Here is a 19270-nt window from a genome sequence, read left to right as displayed (position 1 = left end):
CGGCAACCACGTCGATGACCTTCATTTCGAGAGCTTCGTTCACCGAAAGGCTGACCCCTTCGCGCACGGACCGTTCGGCCCACTCGGCGTTGCGCCCCCGCATCTCGGCAAGGCTCCGGATGTAGGCAGCCGCGTCGTTGACGACCTTGGCCGCCATGGCGCCTTTGGCCGGCTTGTCGGGCTGCGGCTTTTGGTCGTCGTCAGGTTTCGGCTCGTCGTCCGGGCCGGGCAGGGGCAGCCCCCCGCCGATCATGACGGGCGTTGCGGCGCCCAGGTTGGTGCCCGGCGCCATGGCGGCCACATGGGCGGCATAGAGGATGTAGGTGCCCGCGCTGGCCGCCCGCGAACCCGACGGGAAGACGAACCCCGCCACCGGCACCGGCGAATCCAGGATGTCGTGAATGACGGCGCGCATGCTCTCCGCCAGCCCGCCGGGCGTGTCCATCGCCAGAATGATCAGCGCGGCGTTTCGCGCGCGGGCGATCCCGAAACCGTCGTGTACGAATTCCGCGGTGGCTGGGCCGATGGGGCCCGTGATATGGAGGATCTGCGCCGAAGGACCGGCGGCTCCATCCGGAGGCGCCGCCTGAACCGCCGCCATCGGCTGAAGCCCCCAGAGCAAGACCATCAACAGTGAAAAAATCTTCATGAATCTCCATCCGCCAGAGGTGTATGCAGCGCGACGGGCATCCCGGCCCGCCCCGCCCTTCCCGTGCCGTTGACGAGACTTTTTCTATATTAAGATAAGCATCCATGCCCGCATGGCACGCTTCGGATGCTGGCGGCGGTGTAGCCCTTGCCGGCGACTTCGCGGCTTGACGGCGCATCGGCCATGGCCGATGCGCCGTCAAGCTTCACCAGCACCGCACTAGCGAGCTTTTTCCCGGGGATTCCCGCCGCTTCGGCGATCTCCTGGGATGTATAGGCGGAAGAATGGCGGATGCCTTCACGATCGAGGCGTTTAACCATGGGCCGGCGGTACGGGCCACTGCGCATCGATGAGGGCCTGGTTCACCGCCTGGAACCCTCCGATCGCCGCCAGGCCGTGGTCCACATAATGTTCAGGCAATACAGGGCTCACCTGAGCGATGTTTTCCATGCCGGTGCGCTGGCGGAACAGGCGGTCCACGCCGCGATTCATCAGATCGTTGGCAATGGCCGGTGAATTGTGGCCGTCGGCGGGAATATCGTCCCACAGCAAGGCATGACCGATTTCATGGCTCAAGGTCTCCCCGATCAATCGGCCGTAGACTTTGATCATGATGGGGATCAAGTCGGCATTCCCGGGGAGTGACGCGTCGAGGTCGACGATCAGGGCCTGGGTCTCGGTATCCACGTCGATGGCATCTTCCTCGGCATACATGCCGGGGAAAACCTCGATGGTTTCATTGAAAAGATCGAGAGCGGCGGAAGTGGAGGACGTCACCCCCAGGTTGCCGCTGGGGTCCTTGTCTTTGATAACGGCGGTCACCACGTTGGCGGCCGGCACGTGAGCAGGAAGCGCCTCGCTGTATCCGCCGAATTGCCAGAAGACGCGCACGTTGGCCTTGGCCAGGAGATGCTCCACCACGCGCTTCATTTCATCCACCACATCGTTCTTATGCCCGACCAGATGGAGGTTGATCAGCGCACTGTCAAACAAGGCCGGGTCTTCATTGACGGTAACGCATTGAGGCACGGACAGTTTGAGTTTGATGCTTGCAATGCGGTTGCCGCCGGGATCCAGCAGTTCCAGATCAAGATCGTGTTTGCCGGGCGTGACGCCTTTGACCCGAGTCACAGTGGCGTTGGGGTTGTCGATGATCAAGGCGCCGGGTGTGGGCGACGACCATCGCAACTTTGAACCGTCCGGCGCATTTCTGAAACCGGCCCCCACTTCGATGATCAGACTCTTGTCGTTGGTGGACGGTTTGAACGCCCTCAAATCGGCCGAACCCGTATTGCCGGTAAGATAGATCACCGGTTTGGCGCTTGAATCGGACAGGCTTTCGGGCTGGCTGACCTTGATGCTTTCCGTCTCGCCGTCCGAGCCGACCTTCTGATATTCAATTTCATGGGACGGTGACGGCATGCCCTGGGTCAGGACCTTGTCGGCGATCTTGTCGGGAACCGAATCGCCGTCCTTGCTCTTGGTATTGGTGATGTTTTTGGCCGCATCAGTGTAGGTGCCCAGGACGCCCTTGATCTGCTGGCCGGCTTCCGCATCGGTGAGATAGCCTTCCTTGTTCAGTTTCTTGATCTGTTCGATCTGCTTGGCCCCATCCCGGTTCTGGCTGGCCATCACGGCCATATTGGCAAAGTCCTTGGATATGCCGGCCAGGTCGGTGACACTCTTGGATGTGGTCTGCAGCGCGCCGAGTGCATTGGCCTGGGTGCCGGCCAATCCGGTCATATCCTTGAAGGCATCCCCTTTGGCCAGCAAGGCAAAGGCCGCGGCCAAACCCGTGGGATCCGGGGCGGCAGGGGCTGTCTGCAGGTTGATCAGGCTGGCGGGCAGATCCTTGGTCGTCAAATCCCCGGGCTCACTGCGGCGGCTCTCCGTGGAAACGGGTTGGATGGCGGCAGGCGAAGTGCCGCAGGGCACCTCGGTGAACCGCCAGTTACGGGTTTCATCGATGACCTCGCAACTGTTGCATTTGCCCATGACGGCCTCGGCGTAGACCCCTCTGGTAGGTACGCTGATCCGGAAGGGGTCGGGAGGCGTGGTGGGCTTGTAAAAGTCGAGCAGATTCTCCATGCCTTTGAATACGGGATCGAGCCGTTCTCCGGGCACGACCTTCATCACCAGGTTGTTGCCGACCACCCCCGTCACCCGGTTTTCCACCACGCTGGCTACGCTGCGGCCGCCGCTGTGGGGGGCGATATAACGATCGAGCAGTCCGAACAGGCGGCTGGCGTCCATTTTCGACCAGATCACCTTGTGGGCCAGCTCCATGTTCTCGTTCAGGTAGCTCACCAGGGCTGCGGCAGCCTCCTGGTCCTCCTTGCGCGGATTGGCTGTTTCTCTTTTGTTCAACGGCGTATACATCAGGGCCGAATCGGTCACCACCCCGCCATCGGCGGATGTTGTATTGATGATATCGTTGTTCACGCCGGCGTTGCGATAGATGGACTCGTTCAAATGCGGGGTCCGGTATTGGAGATAAAGCGAACGCAATATGATCCTGGAGCCTGATTTCACCTCGGTGGTGGCCCGGACACGCAAATGCTTGATCTGGTTGCGGGTGATGTTCTGCAGCGCACTGCTGGCCAGGCTCACCCTCAGGGCCGCCCCCTTTGCGTAATTGGACAACAGGGTGAAATCGAGCTGCAGTTTTTCTTCCGTGCCGTTGTCCGCGATGGCGTACAGCTCCATCCGGTCGATAAAATCCCTGACGATACCGGGGGCGTATTGCTGCTCGAAAAGGGCGTCCTTTTCGGCCTCCGTCAGCGGCACTTCCACATCGTATCTGAATTTCATGAATCCGAAGAACCATGGAAACGCATCGTGCAAATCGATAGTTTCGATTTTGGTGGCCTCGTCGATGGACGCCAATTGAGGCCGCTGCAACTCGAAGGTAATGGTAAAAAAGCCCGAAAATTCCTCGATCACCTCGTCGGCGTAGCTGCCTGCGGGCAGGTCGGAGTTGGCGTAGTTGGTCTCGATCCGTTCGATGGCGTCAAAGCCCCGCCGGATTTTACGGCCGTACATGGTGGGCTGCAGCGTATGCCGCCACCGCAACACCTTCTGATGGTCGAAATGGCCCATGGGCAGGGGCACAAACAGGCACTCCTGCACGTCCACCAGCTGCTGCTCGATCACATAATGCTTGAGCACCTCAAAATACTCCACCGTTATGGCGTGGCAGTGGTTGTTGTTTTTGATCACCTCGGTTTGAACGCTGACCGACTCGTTCTGACCCACGGCCTGCACCACCGTGCTCCGTTGATTGCGCAGGCTGGATGCCGACTGGGTGGTCGTATCCTGCAGCTGGTTCATTGAAGTGGCCGTCAGGGTGCGCGACGCGTCCTGGGACGCCGTGGATGTGGACGAGGCCCCGGAGTGGGCCACGCCCCCGGCGACGCCGAAAACAATTCCGCTCACGAATCCGCCGATCCCGCCGCCGATGCCGGCGCTGGTGGACGAGGTCTTGTTGGATGACGAGGCGCGAATGCTCTCGCCGAACACGGAATTGACGATTTCGGAAATATCCCTGTCCCGTGAGATCTCGGCATCGAGTTCTTCCGCCACCAGCAACTCCTCGGTCCGGCTGGCACGCTCGGTACGGTCCCAGTCATATATGGCGATTTGCTTCTCCTGGCATGGCGCCAGGGGTATACTGTTAAGCAGTGTGCCCAGGGAGAACCCGGCGGATTTATATTTTTGCTTGAAGTGCAGGATGTGGCCGTGGGCGATGGTGGTATTCTCATAAATGGTGGGGGTCTCATCCCAGTCCACGCTCGTCTCGGCGCTCAGATTGACGCGCCCCGGATGGTTGAGAATGTAGGCTCTTTCCATTTCCATGGTTTTTCGAAGGGCTGCAACGACCTGCCGCTGCAGCGCGGTCAGCGTACTTTTGATGGCGCCGTATTCTTCGTAAAAAAAGTTGTCTGTCAACTCGATGGCGAAATTGGTACTGTTTTTATAGAATATGTAAAACTCGTCCAGCAGCGACCGGAAGGCGTTGATGCTTCGCAAAAAGATGGAATAGTAGGCCTTCAGCTCGATGATTTCTCCGTAGGAGAAGACCGATTTGTTTTCCAGAACTTGTTTGAGTTCCTGGAACTTTTGAATCAGGCACATGATTCCCATGGTCTCGGCCTCGGCCTCCGGAGGACAGGGTTCGAAGGAGAGGGCGCCGGTTATGCCGGCGTTGGACAGTTCGATGATGATTCGCCGGAGATACCCCAGAACGTTCTCCTGAAGCTGGGATTCCTCTGTGTTGATATCCACAACCTGAATCGCCTTTTCCACCAGATGGATCGCGTCTGAAATCTCATTCTTTTCGGCGACGGGCCTGCTGATCAATTTTTCCAATTTGAAGATCAATGTATCGAGCTGTTTTTTCAGTGCATCGTCTCTGCCGAACCCCGTGCGATTTTTCTCCACATGACCCACCAGGGCGCTGAGTTCCGCACGGTTGATCCCATCGTTGGCCGTCAAACTCTCACAATAGGTCTTCTCCCTTTCCACACCGTATCTGCCGCAGTAGGCAGCCGCCAGTTTCTGCTGCAATGCAAGCAGTTTGTTGTGCCGCTGCGCCTGTTCGGTGACCAGTTTGACCACATCCACGTATTCGAAGCGACTCTTTTCGTACACCAGGTCCCGGGTGTTCACCTTGAACGGCTCCTTGCCGCCCACGTCCAGTTTGATCATGTAATTGGGGGACTGGGTCCGGGAGGCCTGCGATGCAGCGGTATTCGTGCCGGCCGTGCGGACCGTCCCAACACCCGGCGTGTCCGCGGCAGGCAACTCCTCAACGGCAAATGGAATCAGCGCCAGGGAATTGAACGAATCGTTCAAACGCCCCACCAGTTCGAAGGTATGATCGGACAGATCGATGAACTCCGCCTTCAGCGTTGCGCTCTCCTTGGAGGAGATAGTCAGCCCCCTGATCTCCGGCTCCGTTGTGCGGACGGTATGAAAAAAACTGAACTCCTCCAGGGTGCGGTCCGGCACCGTGAAATCAACGCAAGTGCCCCCCACATCCTGGGAAAAGGATGAGCCGCGAACGAGATCGCCCTGGTCCGGCAGGGCGGGCACGGCACCGCCACCGGTGGCCACATGGTCCGGCAGATTGGACAGATCCGTAACCATTAGGATTTGTTTGGGTATCTTGTTTTGCTCCAGGGCAATCACCACCGGTTGATCCTCCAACCCGGCGATGACGCCATAGCCCATCTGAACCGTTTCGTTTTTCACCTGTCCGAAAAAATAGCCCTCTTTATCGGTGACCGCCGAGAAAACCGCCCGATAGGTGCTGCTGTCGAACTCGGCTCCGGGATCGTCACTGACCATGATGAGGATCTCCAATCCAGCGCCCTTTCGAGTGCCCGACAGATCGATCACCTTGCCGCTGATTTTCCGCATAGCATCCTCTACAGGGGATGACGATCCGAATTCGATGATTTTGGGGTCCAGAAGGATCGTCAGCGGGGAAGAGTCATCCTCGGCGCCGATCGGGATATCCGAGGCATTTAAACTATCATAGCTGTATACCTGCCGGCCCAGCAATTGGCCGTCCGGCGCGTAGGCCTCCACGGTGACCATCTCATTGACGATCTGATCCTGAGGGAGGATGTTGAACCGGAAGGCGCCATCTCCGGTCAGATCCACCCTGTCCTTGTTGAATACGGACTGTCCGCTGATCTCCTGGGAGTAGCTGACATAGAGAAAGTGGCCGGTATATTCATCGGTAATGATACGCGTGTCGTCCACGGGTTTCATTTTACCATTTACGCTCATTGTTTTCATATCATGACCTCCCTTGGCTATCCATGAATAGCTGACCGGGGCCCGGGTCAGGCGAAACTGAAATACCATTCCCTGCCGATGCAGGCGCCCGGACGCTATAGCCGGATATACGCTTTTGGAAAAAATGTTCCTTCTTGATCGCGTGTGAACGCTTTCAAGCGGACAGTTTTCAAGGGTTATGTATCAGGGCTGCCGAAAAGCCGTCGAAGTAGACGCCAAGCCGCGGTGTGGGTCAACCGGGCAGCACCTTGACCGGAAGTGCTGTTGAATCGTGCCGCACCACGGGGGATTCCGGCGGTCAGGGGTCATAAAAGCGGGGATAAACGGGAAGAGAATAAAAACGTCACGCGATGCCGAGCACCGATCATCCGGGATACATATGCAACAGAAAGGTCGTCCGAAGGAGACCCTGCAAAGTATGACACCACATAACAATTCACATTAGAACGCTTATGCGATTTGTCAAGAAATGTTTGATCCGATCGTCACATCTGTGGTTAACTGAGCTGAAGCAGGCAATCCTTCTTAAACCCGTATCCATCCTGATCGGAGGCGTCCCGTGACACATAAATTATGGCATACGTTGACCCCGGAAGATGTCCTGACGGCGACCGGAAGCGACATGATCCACGGTTTGAGCGACACCGAAGCGGCCGCCCGCAAGACGCAGCACGGCCCCAATGAACTGCAGGAAAGGGGTGGAATCTCTCCCCTGCGGCTGCTGTGGGACCAGTTTACCAACACCATGGTGTTGATCCTCATCGCCGCCGCCGTCATTTCCGGATTTCTGGGCAAGGTTACGGAGACGGCAGCCATCGCCGCTATTGTTGTGCTCTTTGCCCTGCTGGGTTTTCTGCAGGAGTATCAGGCCGAACGGGCCATGGCGGCCCTCAAACGAATGGCGGTGCCGCTGGTCCGGGTCCGCCGCGGCGGGGCGCTGCGGGAACTCACGGCACGGGAGTTGGTGCCCGGGGACATCGTGTTGCTGGAAGCCGGTAACGCCGTCCCTGCCGACCTGCGGTTGCTGGAGAGCGTCAATCTGCGCATTCAGGAAGCCGCTCTGACCGGTGAGTCCGAGGCGGTGGAAAAGCACACCGATCCGATTCCGGAGACGGAGGTCTCCCTCGGTGACCGGCGCAATATGGCCTACATGGGCACCGTCGCCACCTATGGACGGGGCAGCGCAGTAGTGGTCGCCACCGGGATGGACACGGAATTGGGCAGGATCGCCACCCTTCTGCAATCCGTTGAGACCGGCATGACGCCTCTGCAGCGACGACTGGACCAGGTCGGCAAACAGCTGGCCGTGGGCGGCGTTATCGTTGCCGCACTGGTTATGGCCATCGGGGTACTGCGGGGGGAATCTCTCCAGGATATGTTCCTGACCGCCGTTGCCATCGCCGTTGCCGTGGTGCCTGAAGGGCTGCCCGCCGTGGTCACCGTCACCCTGGCTCTGGGTGCGCAGCGTATGCTGCGACGCCGGGCCCTCATCCGGAAGTTACCCGCCGTGGAGACCCTCGGGTCCGTCACCACCATCTGCTCCGACAAGACCGGCACATTGACGGAAAATCGCATGACCGTTACCATCATCAGCGTCGCCGGTCATTATCTGGAATTACAGGGAACGGCGCACCACCCCGCCGCCGCACTTCGGGTGCCGGATCCCAGCCCCGACTTCCTGGAAAACCAACCCCCGGAAATCGGCTTGGCGCTGGCCGCCGGGGCCCTCTGCAACGATGCGTCCCTCCGCTCCGATCCCGAGACCGGGCGCTACCTGGCTCTGGGAGACCCCACCGAGGGGGCGTTGCTGGTGGCGGCCTCTCAGGCCGGCCTTCGCCGGAAAGAGCTGGAAGCCGTTGCGCCCCGGGTGGGGGAGCTGCCTTTTGACGCAGAGCGCAAACGTATGACCACCGTTCACCGACTTCCGGAAGATCTCGCACAACTGCCCCGGGCCCTGCGGGCCCTTGCCGATCCGCCCGCACCCTTCGTGGCCTTCACAAAGGGGGCCGTGGACGGCCTGCTGCCGCTGTGCCAAAACATCTGGCTGAAAGGCGAAACCGTTCCCATGGATGACCATTGGCGAAAACGCATAGACACGGCGAACACCGAGATGGCTCAGAACGGAATGCGGGTGCTGGGATTGGCCCTTCGCTGGCAGTCAGACACCGCACCAATCGAAGAGGACCTCATCTTCATCGGTTTGACGGGAATGATAGATCCGCCTCGCCCGGAAGTAAAATCGGCCGTAGCCGTCTGCAGAACAGCAGGCATGCGCCCGATCATGATCACCGGAGACCATCCGCTCACCGCCCGTTTCATCGCCCACGACCTGGGCATCACCGAGAACATGTCCGTCAAAACAGGACAGGACCTGGGACGTATGTCGCCGGAGGAATTGGCCGCCGTGGTAGGTGAGGTGTCGGTTTATGCGCGGGTGACGCCGGAGCACAAACTGCGCATCGTCGAAGCGCTTCAGGCCCGGGGTGAAGTGGTTGCCATGACCGGTGACGGGGTCAACGACTCACCGGCTCTGCGCAAGGCCGACATCGGCATCGCCATGGGGATCGCCGGCACCGACGTGGCCAAAGAGGCATCGGAGATGGTGCTGCTGGACGACAACTTCGCCACCATCGTCTCGGCGGTGGAGGAGGGACGGGTGATCTACGACAATATCCGTCGTTTCGTCAAGTTCTCCATTGCGGGCAATATCGGTAAGGTGCTGGTCATGCTGCTGGCGCCGCTTACAGGCATCAACGTGGCGCTGCTGCCCCTGCAGCTGCTGTGGCTGAATCTCCTCACCGACGGCCTCCTCGGGTTGGGGCTGGGCGTTGAAATCCCTGAACCCAATACCATGAAACGACCGCCCCGAAGGCCCCAGGAGCCCCTCTTCGACAGCGTACTGGCGCAACACGTTATCTGGGTAGGCCTGATCATCGGCCTTACCGCCCTGGGCGTGGGGGCGCTCTATCATGATGTGAGGGATCCCGACAACCGCTGGCAGACGATGATTTTTACGACCCTGGCCTTCATGCAGATGGGACAGGCCCTGGCATCCCGATCGACCCGGGCCTCGCTGATGTCGATGGGGTTCTTCTCCAACCCGGTGCTTATCGGACTGGTGGGGATTACAGCACTGCTTCAGCTAATGGTCCTCTATGTGCCCTTCTTTGCCCCTTTTTTCCAGGTTGTACCCCTTGGCGTCGGCGAGTTGCTGGTGTGCGCAGGGCTGGGTCTGGGGATGTTGTTGTTGATTGAAATGGAAAAGGCGTGGCAACGCCGTCGTGAAGATACACGGCAGCCACCGGCTTGAACATATGTTTTCATGCTCACATTCCGGCGCCGGCTCAGATATCTATATCGGGCATATTTTGCCTTGATTTTTAGGGAAGAACGCGTCTAGATCGCTCTGAACGGAAGTTCAGAGCGGCATCCCGGCATTATTTCACTGAAAACCGCCGAAAGCAAAAACTGCGGCATCGCGAAAAAGGAGGGGAATGGGCACTGCGGCAAGATCGACATCCGACAATCAACTCCTCCACGGCAGGATCACCCGACCGTTCCACGGAAACAGCCTCCAAATACCCATCGGGCGGTAAAAGATGAAACCGGATACAATGATGTTGCCCCGTTGGATCCTGATCCTCCTGTTGACGGCCCTGATGATCGTTACGGCCGGGGGTCTGGGTTTATACCGCGCCCAGGAAGATGCCGTACGGCGAAAGGTCGCGGAGGATCTGGTCGCCGTCGCGCGACTCAAGGGAGATCAGATCGCCGCATGGCGCACAGACCAGTTGGAAGACGCCGCCGCATTGAAGGAGCACGGCTATCTTCGTCAAAGCGTGGTGCGTTTCACCAGCGATCCCGGCGCGGAAAACGCCGAGGATCTTCGCGAGCGCTTTCGCATTCTGGCGACACAGCACGACTACACCGACATTTTGTTGACAGATCCGACCGGAAGGATGTTGTCGAGCCTGAGCGGCAAAAGGTATGCTCAAGGTGTATACGCGACGGATCTGGCCGCCGCCGTGCATGAGAAAACCCCTGTTCTAATGGATATTCACACCGATCCTCAAGGTCAAACGCCTCACATCTCGGTAATAGCACCCCTTTTCTCAAATGACGAAGCGGTGTCGACGCCCGTCGGCGCGGTCATCCTGGTCATCGATGCCGCCCGATTCCTCTATCCCCTGATCCAATCCTGGCCCACCGGCAGCGAAACCGCCGAGACACTGCTGGTCCGGCAAGACGGAGAGCACGTCCTCTTTCTCAACGATCTGCGTCATCAGCCCGACACGGCGCTCAAGCTGCGGATTCCCCTGACTCGAACGGACATGCCCGCAGTCATGGCGGTGCTCGGCCGGGAGGGCTTCGTTCGCGGCAGGGACTACCGGGGGGTAGAGGTGGTCTCGGTCATCCGCCCTATACCTGACTCGCCCTGGTTCATGGTGACCAAGGTGGACACGACGGAGGTCTTTGCCGAGTGGCGCCGGCAATCCGTCCTCATATGGGCGCTCCTTGCAGGAGCAACGGTGCTCATCGGGGCGATCGCGATACTCCTGCGGCAGCATGAAAGAAATATTCATTTTCGAGCGCTCTATGTTTCCGAGGCGGCCCTCCGCAACAGCCTCGAACGTTACGGCATCACATTGAAATCCATCGGAGACGCCGTGATCGTCGCCGACGCCCGGGGCATGGTGGAATTGCTCAACCCAGCGGCCGAGGCCCTCACCGGCTGGGGAGATGTCGAGGCCCACGGAAAACCGCTGGACGAGATCCTTCGGATCGTCGACGAGGAAACGGGGAAGACGGTAGAAAGCTTGCCGGCAAAGGTGTTGCGGGAGGGTGCCGTGATAGGGTTGACCCGCCATCCCCTGCTTATTGCGAGAGACGGCACCCGACGGCCCATAGCCGACTCGGGCGCACCCATTCGTGACGCCGACGGCGAGATCATCGGAGTAGTGCTGGTTTTCAGGGATCAGACCGAAGAACGCCGCGCCCGGCGAACCAGCGAAATCCGATCGGACCTGATCGAATATGCCGCGACCCACACCCTTGACGAGATGATGACTCGAGCGCTGGAAATCGTCACCGAACGGGTCGAGAGCCCCAGCGGATGGTTTGGATTTGTGGAAACCGATTCCCACACCCCTTCCGGCGCACGGGGACAGACTCCAGCGCTGATCGGATTCCACCGGACCGGAGAGCAGATCCCGAACGACCCCATCGAGCCAACCGACGCAATAGCAGAATGCGTGCGGCGGAACAAACCGATCATCCGCAATGACGACATCCCATCGAAAGGCCGACAAGTGTCGGGCGACGGCGGCATCCGGCGTTATCGCGAACTGGTGGTTCCCGTGATACACAAGGACCAGACGGTCGCCGTCCTTGGGGTGAGCGGTAAACAGGGCGATTATACCGACAAGGAGGCCGCCGAGCTCGCTTCCCTTTCGGACATGATCTGGGAAATCGCGGCACGCAAACGTACCGAGGCGGATCGGCAAAAGGCCGAGCAGCGCTACCGGCGACTTTTTGAATCCGCCGGAGACGGCATTCTGGTTCTGAACGCCGACACAGGTAGAGTGCTGGATGCCAACCCGTCGTTGTTACGGATGGTGGACATGTCCCATGAGACGATCGTGGGAAAGGATCTCGGAGAGCTCGGTCCCTTCACCCGAATGACCCTGTTCGAGGATGCCCTTGAAACCCTGCAGGGAAAAAATGTTTTCCACTGCGAGGATGCGGCGTTGGAAACCGCCGACGGACGAATCGTCGAGATTGAGTTTGTCGGCACCAGTTATCGGGTGGATCACAACAGGATTATACAATTCAATATCCGCGACATTACTCGACGCAAGCAGGTCGAAATCGAGCGTGAACGGCTCCTTTCAGCCATCGAACAGGCCGGGGAGACGATTGTCATGACCGATCCCGACGGGGTCATCCAGTACGTCAATCCGGCATTCGAACGGGTAACGGGATATACCCGGAGGGAAGCCGTCGGTCAAACCCCGTGCGCGCTCGAAAACAGACGCCATGATGACGCCTACTATCGAATTTTACGGGAAACCCTGGCAATCGGCCGCGTTTTTCAGGGACGCATGGTCAACCAACGCAAGGACGGGACCCTCTTGACTCAGGAGGTGACCATCGCTCCGGTTCGTGACGCCGCAGGTCGCACCGTCAACTACGTGGGGGTGGCCCACGACATCACTGAAAACCTGGCCATGGCGGCCCAGCTGCAGCAGGCCCAGAAACTGGAGTCCGTGGGTCGCCTGGCCGGAGGCGTGGCCCATGACTACAACAACATGCTCGGCGTAATTCTCGGTTATACGGAGCTGGCCCTTAAGAAGGTCGATTCGTCCGATCCCCTGCACGACGATCTCATGGAAATTTTTGACGCCGCCAGACGCTCCTCCGAAATCACCCGACAATTGCTGGCTTTCGCGCGCCGCCAGACCGTCAGCCCCAGAGTGCTCGACGTGAATGAAACCGTTGAAGGCATGCTCAAAATGCTGCGACACCTGATCGGCGAGGACATCGACCTGAGATGGTTTCCGAAACACCGATCATGGCCCGTAAAAATAGATCCATCGCAAATCGAACAGATTCTTGCCAATCTCTGCCTCAACGCCCGGGATGCCATTTCAGGCGTGGGCAAGGTGATGATTGAAACAGAAAACATCACCTTCGACGAAGCCTAGTGTGCCCATCACCCCGATTGCATACCCGGCGAATATGTATTGCTGGCCGCAAGCGACGACGGTCGGGGTATGGACAAGGAAACCCTCGAAAGCATCTTCGAACCGTTTTTCACCACCAAGGACGTCAGACGAGGCACCGGTCTGGGATTGGCCACGGTGTACGGTATCGTCAAACAGAACAACGGGTTTATCAATGTTTACAGTGAACCCGGCAAGGGAACGACCTTCAAGATCTACCTGCCCCGTCATCAGGGGCCGGCGACGGCGTCTTCACCTGATCCGCCCGTCGAGATTCCCTTGGGCCGAGGTGAAACGATCCTCCTGGTGGAGGACGAACCGGCTATCCTGAAGGTAGGCGCAATGATGCTGGAGGGGTTGGGTTATCGCGTACTGACCGCGGACACCCCAACCTCGGCAATGCGCCTGGCTGATGCGCACGTGGGCAAAATCCATCTGCTCGTCACCGATGTGGTCATGCCCGAAATGAACGGACGCGATCTGGCGAATCAACTGAAAGCTCGTTGTCCGGAGATCAGAACCCTGTTCATGTCCGGCTACACCGCCAACGTCATCGCCCACAGGGGTGTGCTGGACGTGGGTGTGTACTTCATTCAGAAGCCTTTTTCCAGAAAGGATCTGGGCATCAAGGTCAGGGGTATCCTGGATGAGACGTCCCCTCAAGCGTCGCGGCAGGGGGTAACGAAATGACCTTCTGGTTTCAAAATCGCCTCCGGCGTGCCCACCCCACCAACCTGCTGATGATGAGCTATCTGGCGGCCATCGCCGTCGGCACCGCCGCCCTGATGATGCCGGGAGCCACGGTGAAGGGCTACATCGGCGTGATCGACGCTCTTTTCACGGCCACGTCCGCGGTTTGCGTTACCGGCCTGATCGTCGTGGATACCGGCACCTATTTCACCCCCTTGGGACAGGGCGTTATCCTCTTTCTGATCCAGATCGGCGGACTGGGGATCATGACGATCTCCGTGGCGCTGTTTCAGGTGATCGGCAAAAGGGTGGTGTTTCAGCAGCGGATGGCCATGCAGGAGGTTTTTTCCCATACTCCGAGGGAGGATATCTATCATCTGATCCGTTCGGTGCTCTATTTCACCTTTGCGGTCGAAACGGCGGGCGCCATGGTCCTCTTCGTCCACTGGCAGCCGGTCTATCCGGTTTCCGAAGCGCTCTACAAAGCCGTTTTCCATTCCGTTTCCGCTTTCTGCAACGCCGGCTTCTCTCAGTTCAGCAATAACCTCATGGCGGATCAGGCGTCCGTGGTGTTGAATATGACCGTGTGTGCGCTCATCATCCTGGGAGGCATCGGATTTCCCGTGGTTTACGAACTTTACCGGGGGGTTGTTCTGCGGGAAAGCAGCAAGGTTTCCATTCAGACCAAAAGCGTGATCGCGGCGAGCCTCGGCCTGATTTTAACGGGCGTCCTGGTGATCCTGATATCCGAATGGAACCTCCTGTCATCGATGGGCTGGTGGAAGGGAGTCCTCACTGCGATATTTCAATCCGTCACCTGCCGCACCGCGGGGTTCAATACGGTGGATATCGCCTCGCTCAATACAGCGACGCTGCTGTTCATGATGTTCCTGATGCTGGTGGGGGCTTCTCCGGGATCGTGCGGCGGCGGCATGAAAACAACCACCTTTACCGTGCTGACGGCCTTTTCATGGAGCCGTCTGATGCGTTACAAATGCGTCAATCTCTTCGGCAAAACCGTTCCCGAGGATACGGTGACGAAAAGCATTTCAGTTCTGGTGTTTTCGTTGGCCGCGATCTGCGTCGCCGTCTTTCTGATCCTTTTCATAGATCCGGATCACGGTGGACGCGTTCAGGGAAATCGCCAATTTTTGAGCTTTCTTTTCGAAACCGTTTCGGCGTTCGGCACCGTCGGCCTGTCCATGGGAATCACCTCGATGTTGACACCGGCCGGCAAGTTGGTGATTGTCGGACTGATGATCGTGGGCCGTGTGGGCGTTCCCGCGTTCACCTATATCGTCGCCGGCGGGGAGGCCACCAAGGGCGTGCGGTACGCCGAGGAAAACATGATGATCGGATAGAGTAAAATAGAGGTAAGCATGAAACGATTCGCCGTCATCGGTACGGGGAGCTTCGGCTATTATGTCGCCAAAGCGCTTTACGAAGCCAAAAACGAGGTGATCGCCATCGATCTCAGCAAGGAGCGGATTCAGGCCATCGAGCCCCACTGCACCAGCGCCATCGTCCAGGACGTGACCGATATCGAGGCACTCAAGGGGTTGGGGCTTGACGAGATGGACGCCGTCATCGTGAGCACGGGCGCCGACATCAAGCCCAGCATCCTGATCTGCTTCCACCTCAGCCGAATGGGGATCAAACGTATTATTATCAAGGCCGAGGACGATGATCACGGGGAGATCCTCAAACAGCTGGGGGCCACGGAAATCATTCGACCGGGCATGGATATGGCCTATCGCCTGGCCCTCCGCTTGACCTCGCCGAACATCCTTGAATTCCTGCCTCTCGAGGAAGATTATACCATCGTCCAAATCGATCCCCCTTCCTCCTTCATCGGCAAATCGCTCAAGGAGCTGGATCTGCGCAAACGCTACGAGATCAACATCATCGCCGTCAAGGAGTTGGCATCGGACCGGTTCGTCATGGTGCCCAACGCTGATTTCACGGTCAAGGAAAGCGATGTCCTCGTCATTTTGGGAAGAGAAAAGGATTTGAAGGAGATCAAGGAGCTGCACTAACATGATTTCCCTCGGCATCCTCATCGTCGACGACGACGCCAATATTCGCAAAACCCTCTCTTATTGCCTGACGGCCGAAGGCCATGACGTCACGGCAGTGAGCAATCCCGCAGACGCCGTCGAGGAGGCCCGGAGACGATCTTTTGACCTGGCCTTCGTGGATCTCAGGCTGGGGGAGGAAAACGGCATGGACCTGATTCCCGTCCTGGCATCGGACTCACCCTGGACCCAGATCGTGGTCATTACGGCCCACGCCACCATCGAAAGCGCCGTGGATGCCATGCGGCGCGGTGCCGCTGATTACATCGTCAAGCCTTTCACCCCTGACCAGGTCAGGTTCATCACCCAGCGGATCGGCAGAATTCGAAACCTGGAAACCGAGATCGCGGTGCTCAGGGAAGGCATGCCGCCGCCGGGCCCGGAAGACCGGCTTCACAGCAGAAACGCAGGCATGCAGCGCGTTATCGAAACCGCGAGAAAGGCCGCCGCCTCAGAAGCTATTATCCTGCTTCAGGGGGAGAGCGGCACGGGCAAGTCGGTGTTTGCCAAGGCCATCCACCACTGGAGCCCGAGGACCGGAAAGCCCATGGCGGTGGTGGCCTGCCCTGCGGTCCCGGCCGATCTTCTTGAAAGCGAGCTGTTCGGACACGCCAAAGGCGCCTTCACGGGGGCGATTCGGCACCATCCGGGACGCATTGCGGCCTGCGAAGGCGGCACCCTCCTTCTGGACGAGATCGGCGACATGGCCCTGCCGGTACAGGCCAAGCTGCTGCGGTTCATTCAGGAAAAAACCTACGAACGTCTCGGTGAAACCGCCTCGCGGAAAGCGGATGTGCGCATCATCGCCGCCACCAACGTCGATCTTGAAAAACGGGTGGCCGAGGGTCGTTTCCGCGAAGACCTGTTCTACCGAATCAACGTCATCCCTTTGAGGATCCCGCCGCTGCGGGAGAGGCCCGAGGATATTCTGCCGCTGGCTATGGATTTTCTTGTCCATCTCTGCCGGGAGAATTTCAAATCCATCCTCGGATTTACGCGGGATGCCGAGAAATTTCTTGTGAGCCACGACTGGCCCGGCAATGTCCGTGAACTCCGCAACGCTGTCGAGCGGGCGGTAATCCTCGGCACCGGCAACCGGATCGCCACGACGGATCTGCCCGGCGGCACCGTTCCTACCGCAAGCGCTCCCGCCATCGGGGACCGGGTTCCCCTGTCCGTCATCGAAGAGCTGCACATCAGAAGGGTCATCGCCAACACCGCTTCGCTCCAGGAGGCCTCGGAGGTTCTGGGCATCGATCCCGCAACGCTCTGGCGCAGAAGAAAGGTCTACGGCATCTGATTCGCGGATGAGGGTCTCGCAGGTGAGACCGTCCGTATTGCATTGTGCAAGACCTCTGCACCCCAGCCTTTCAAATTTCAAGACGACCTTTCCTGAACATTTTGCTAACCCATCGAAATCATGCACTCCCTGCAACTGGTACGGGTATTGCTTCAAGCATCTATACCAATGGTGACTCGATGGAGGATTGCGTCCCATGACACTCAAAAAGAAAATTTATATCGGATATGGCGTCGTTTTTGCCCTCATGGGTTTTGTCATCGCCTGGGCCGTCTCAAACCTGGTATCCCTGGGCAAGGCGACCGACGCGATCCTGAGCGAAAATTACAGGAGCATTCTCGCCGCCGAAAACATGGTGGATGCCATAGAGCGACAGGACAGCGGCATATTGCTCGTATTCCTGGGTGATATGGAAAACGGAATCGTTCAATTCCGGGAAAACGAGGCGATCTTCCTCGAATGGATGGCCCGTGCCAAAGACAACATCACGATTCCCGGCGAGTCAAAGCTCATCCAGGCCATAGAGTCTGATTACGCGATCTACCGACGGGCGTTTTCCCTGTTGACCGACATGGGCGGCACAGCCGAGCGGACTTTGCAGACCGGCGATTACCAGAAAACGATCTACCCTCTTTTCGCCAAGGTCCGGGAGGGTTGCATCGGGCTTCGCCGGCTCAATGAGGAGACCATGTATGCCGCCGGCGCGGAGGCGGGGCGGGTGGCCCGGCGCGCCATCTGGTCGACGGTCCTGGTGGCGGCGACGGCCTTGATCCTGGTCTTGATGTTCAGCATGTTTCTTGCCGAGCGCATCGTGAGACCGATTCGGCATTTCATGGAAGCCTCCCGGCGGATTTCAGCGGGAGACTATGCCGTCCAGGTATCTGTGGAGACCCGTGACGAGTTGGGAGAACTGGCCGGAGAGTTCAATCGAATGGCCCGTCAGCTCGACCATTACCATCAAATGAATATCGACGAGATCATTTCGGAAAAAAACAAGGGCGAAGCCATCCTCTCCAGCATCGAAGACGGTCTGGTCACCTTCGACACCCGGCTCAAGGTCACCGCCATCAATCCCGCCGCACGTCGGATGCTGGATTTAGGGTTTGCCGAGCGAGCCGAATTATGTTGCAGGGACATTCTGTCGGATCCGAATGTGTGTGATCTGATACAGAAAACGGTGGCGGCCGACATCCCCCCCGAGGTTCCCGACGAACGGCGGATCATCACGGTCACAAGAGATGACAACGCCCTGCACTACCTGTTTTCCGTCACGGCCATCCGCGGACCGGAACACCATCTGTCCGGGGTTGTGCTCCTGCTGAGGGATGTGACCCGTCTCAAGGAGGTGGAACGACTCAAGGACGAATTCGTTATGGCCGCCTCCCACGAACTGCGGACCCCCCTCACCAGCCTGGGCATGAGCGTGGATCTGCTCCTGGAACATGCCGCGGATGGACTTGCCGAAAAGGACCGCGAACTCCTCCAGGCGGCCCACGAGGAAGTTTACCGCATGAAGGCACTGGTCAACGACCTGCTCGACTTGTCCAGAATCGAAGCCGGCAGAATCGAAATGGAATTTGAAAACGTTTCCATTTCAACCCTTTTTGACCACGTGCAGGCGGTGTTTAAAAGCCAGGCGGAGATCAAGGCGATCTCCCTCACATCGGCGGTCACCGGAGATCCGCCCCGCGTCCGCGCCGATGCCAACAAAATTACCTGGGTGCTGACCAATCTGGTTTCCAATGCACTGCGGTATGTGGGCAAGGGGGGGCATATCGAACTCATGGCCTGCAGAATCGGTCCACACATCCACTTGAGTGTACGTGACAACGGACCGGGAATCCCCCCTGAGTATCAATCCAGAATTTTTCAAAAATTTGTTCAGATAAAAGGGCGGGAGGGGACCGGATCCGGCCTGGGACTCGCCATCTGCAAGGAAATCGTTCGGGCTCACGGCGGCGCGATATGGGTGGAATCGTCTCCAGGCGAGAATTGCACCTTCACTTTCACGCTCCCGGCAGCCCAGTAG

General features: G+C 58.6%; 9 protein-coding genes and 1 pseudogene. 7 read left to right on the top strand and 3 right to left on the bottom strand.

Annotated elements, in window-relative coordinates:
* From AB7S84_RS05285 to AB7S84_RS05275, 3 genes and pseudogenes are all read right to left on the bottom strand, one after another.
* Window positions 1-649 (bottom strand): annotated as a pseudogene (locus AB7S84_RS05285) (NfeD family protein); the annotation flags it as partial.
* Between the two features lie 89 nt (window positions 650-738).
* Window positions 739-996 carry a hypothetical protein gene (locus AB7S84_RS05280; RefSeq protein WP_020875422.1) on the bottom strand — a complete coding sequence of 86 codons (258 nt, stop codon included), beginning with the start codon at window positions 994-996 and terminating at the stop codon, window positions 739-741.
* Window positions 962-6454: a hypothetical protein gene (locus AB7S84_RS05275; protein WP_020875423.1), complete on the bottom strand. Its 5493-nt coding sequence runs from the start codon at window positions 6452-6454 to the stop codon at window positions 962-964. The genes AB7S84_RS05280 and AB7S84_RS05275 overlap by 35 nt, the downstream gene beginning before the upstream one ends.
* Before the next feature lie 559 nt (window positions 6455-7013).
* Here AB7S84_RS05275 and AB7S84_RS05270 point away from each other — a divergent pair.
* The 7 genes from AB7S84_RS05270 (at window position 7014) to AB7S84_RS05240 (ending at window position 19270) form a co-directional block, all read left to right on the top strand.
* Window positions 7014-9764, top strand: coding sequence for a cation-translocating P-type ATPase (locus tag AB7S84_RS05270; RefSeq protein WP_428153268.1), 2751 nt, complete (start codon window positions 7014-7016; stop codon window positions 9762-9764).
* Window positions 9765-10053: 289 nt separating this feature from the next.
* Window positions 10054-13158 carry a PAS domain S-box protein gene (locus tag AB7S84_RS05265; RefSeq protein ID WP_428153265.1) on the top strand — a complete coding sequence of 1035 codons (3105 nt, stop codon included), beginning with the start codon at window positions 10054-10056 and terminating at the stop codon, window positions 13156-13158.
* Between the two features lie 39 nt (window positions 13159-13197).
* A complete protein-coding gene (locus tag AB7S84_RS05260; RefSeq protein WP_428153263.1) occupies window positions 13198-13866 on the top strand; it encodes a response regulator in 669 nt (222 codons plus the stop codon).
* Window positions 13863-15227, top strand: coding sequence for a TrkH family potassium uptake protein (locus AB7S84_RS05255; RefSeq protein WP_428153261.1), 1365 nt, complete (start codon window positions 13863-13865; stop codon window positions 15225-15227). The genes AB7S84_RS05260 and AB7S84_RS05255 overlap by 4 nt, the downstream gene beginning before the upstream one ends.
* An 18-nt stretch (window positions 15228-15245) precedes the next feature.
* Window positions 15246-15902: a potassium channel family protein gene (locus AB7S84_RS05250; RefSeq protein ID WP_020875427.1), complete on the top strand. Its 657-nt coding sequence runs from the start codon at window positions 15246-15248 to the stop codon at window positions 15900-15902.
* Between the two features lies 1 nt (window position 15903).
* Window positions 15904-17241 carry a sigma-54-dependent transcriptional regulator gene (locus tag AB7S84_RS05245; RefSeq protein ID WP_020875428.1) on the top strand — a complete coding sequence of 446 codons (1338 nt, stop codon included), beginning with the start codon at window positions 15904-15906 and terminating at the stop codon, window positions 17239-17241.
* Between the two features lie 196 nt (window positions 17242-17437).
* A complete protein-coding gene (locus tag AB7S84_RS05240; RefSeq protein ID WP_428153258.1) occupies window positions 17438-19270 on the top strand; it encodes an ATP-binding protein in 1833 nt (610 codons plus the stop codon).

Source organism: Desulfococcus sp., assembly GCF_050178255.1.
Lineage (GTDB): Bacteria > Desulfobacterota > Desulfobacteria > Desulfobacterales > Desulfococcaceae > Desulfococcus > Desulfococcus multivorans.
Note: the sequence above shows the minus strand (reverse complement) of the source record. Positions and strands in the feature narration are given on the sequence as shown.

Bases quoted from the DNA above. Each gene is read 5' to 3' on its own strand.
- AB7S84_RS05280 (WP_020875422.1), bottom strand. From the start codon at position 996: ATGCGCAGTGGCCCGTACCGCCGGCCCATGGTTAAACGCCTCGATCGT.
- AB7S84_RS05275 (WP_020875423.1), bottom strand. From the start codon at position 6,454: ATGAAAACAATGAGCGTAAATGGTAAAATGAAACCCGTGGACGACACG.
- AB7S84_RS05265 (WP_428153265.1), top strand. From the start codon at position 10,054: ATGAAACCGGATACAATGATGTTGCCCCGTTGGATCCTGATCCTCCTG.
- AB7S84_RS05255 (WP_428153261.1), top strand. From the start codon at position 13,863: ATGACCTTCTGGTTTCAAAATCGCCTCCGGCGTGCCCACCCCACCAAC.
- AB7S84_RS05250 (WP_020875427.1), top strand. From the start codon at position 15,246: ATGAAACGATTCGCCGTCATCGGTACGGGGAGCTTCGGCTATTATGTC.
- AB7S84_RS05245 (WP_020875428.1), top strand. From the start codon at position 15,904: ATGATTTCCCTCGGCATCCTCATCGTCGACGACGACGCCAATATTCGC.
- AB7S84_RS05240 (WP_428153258.1), top strand. From the start codon at position 17,438: ATGACACTCAAAAAGAAAATTTATATCGGATATGGCGTCGTTTTTGCC.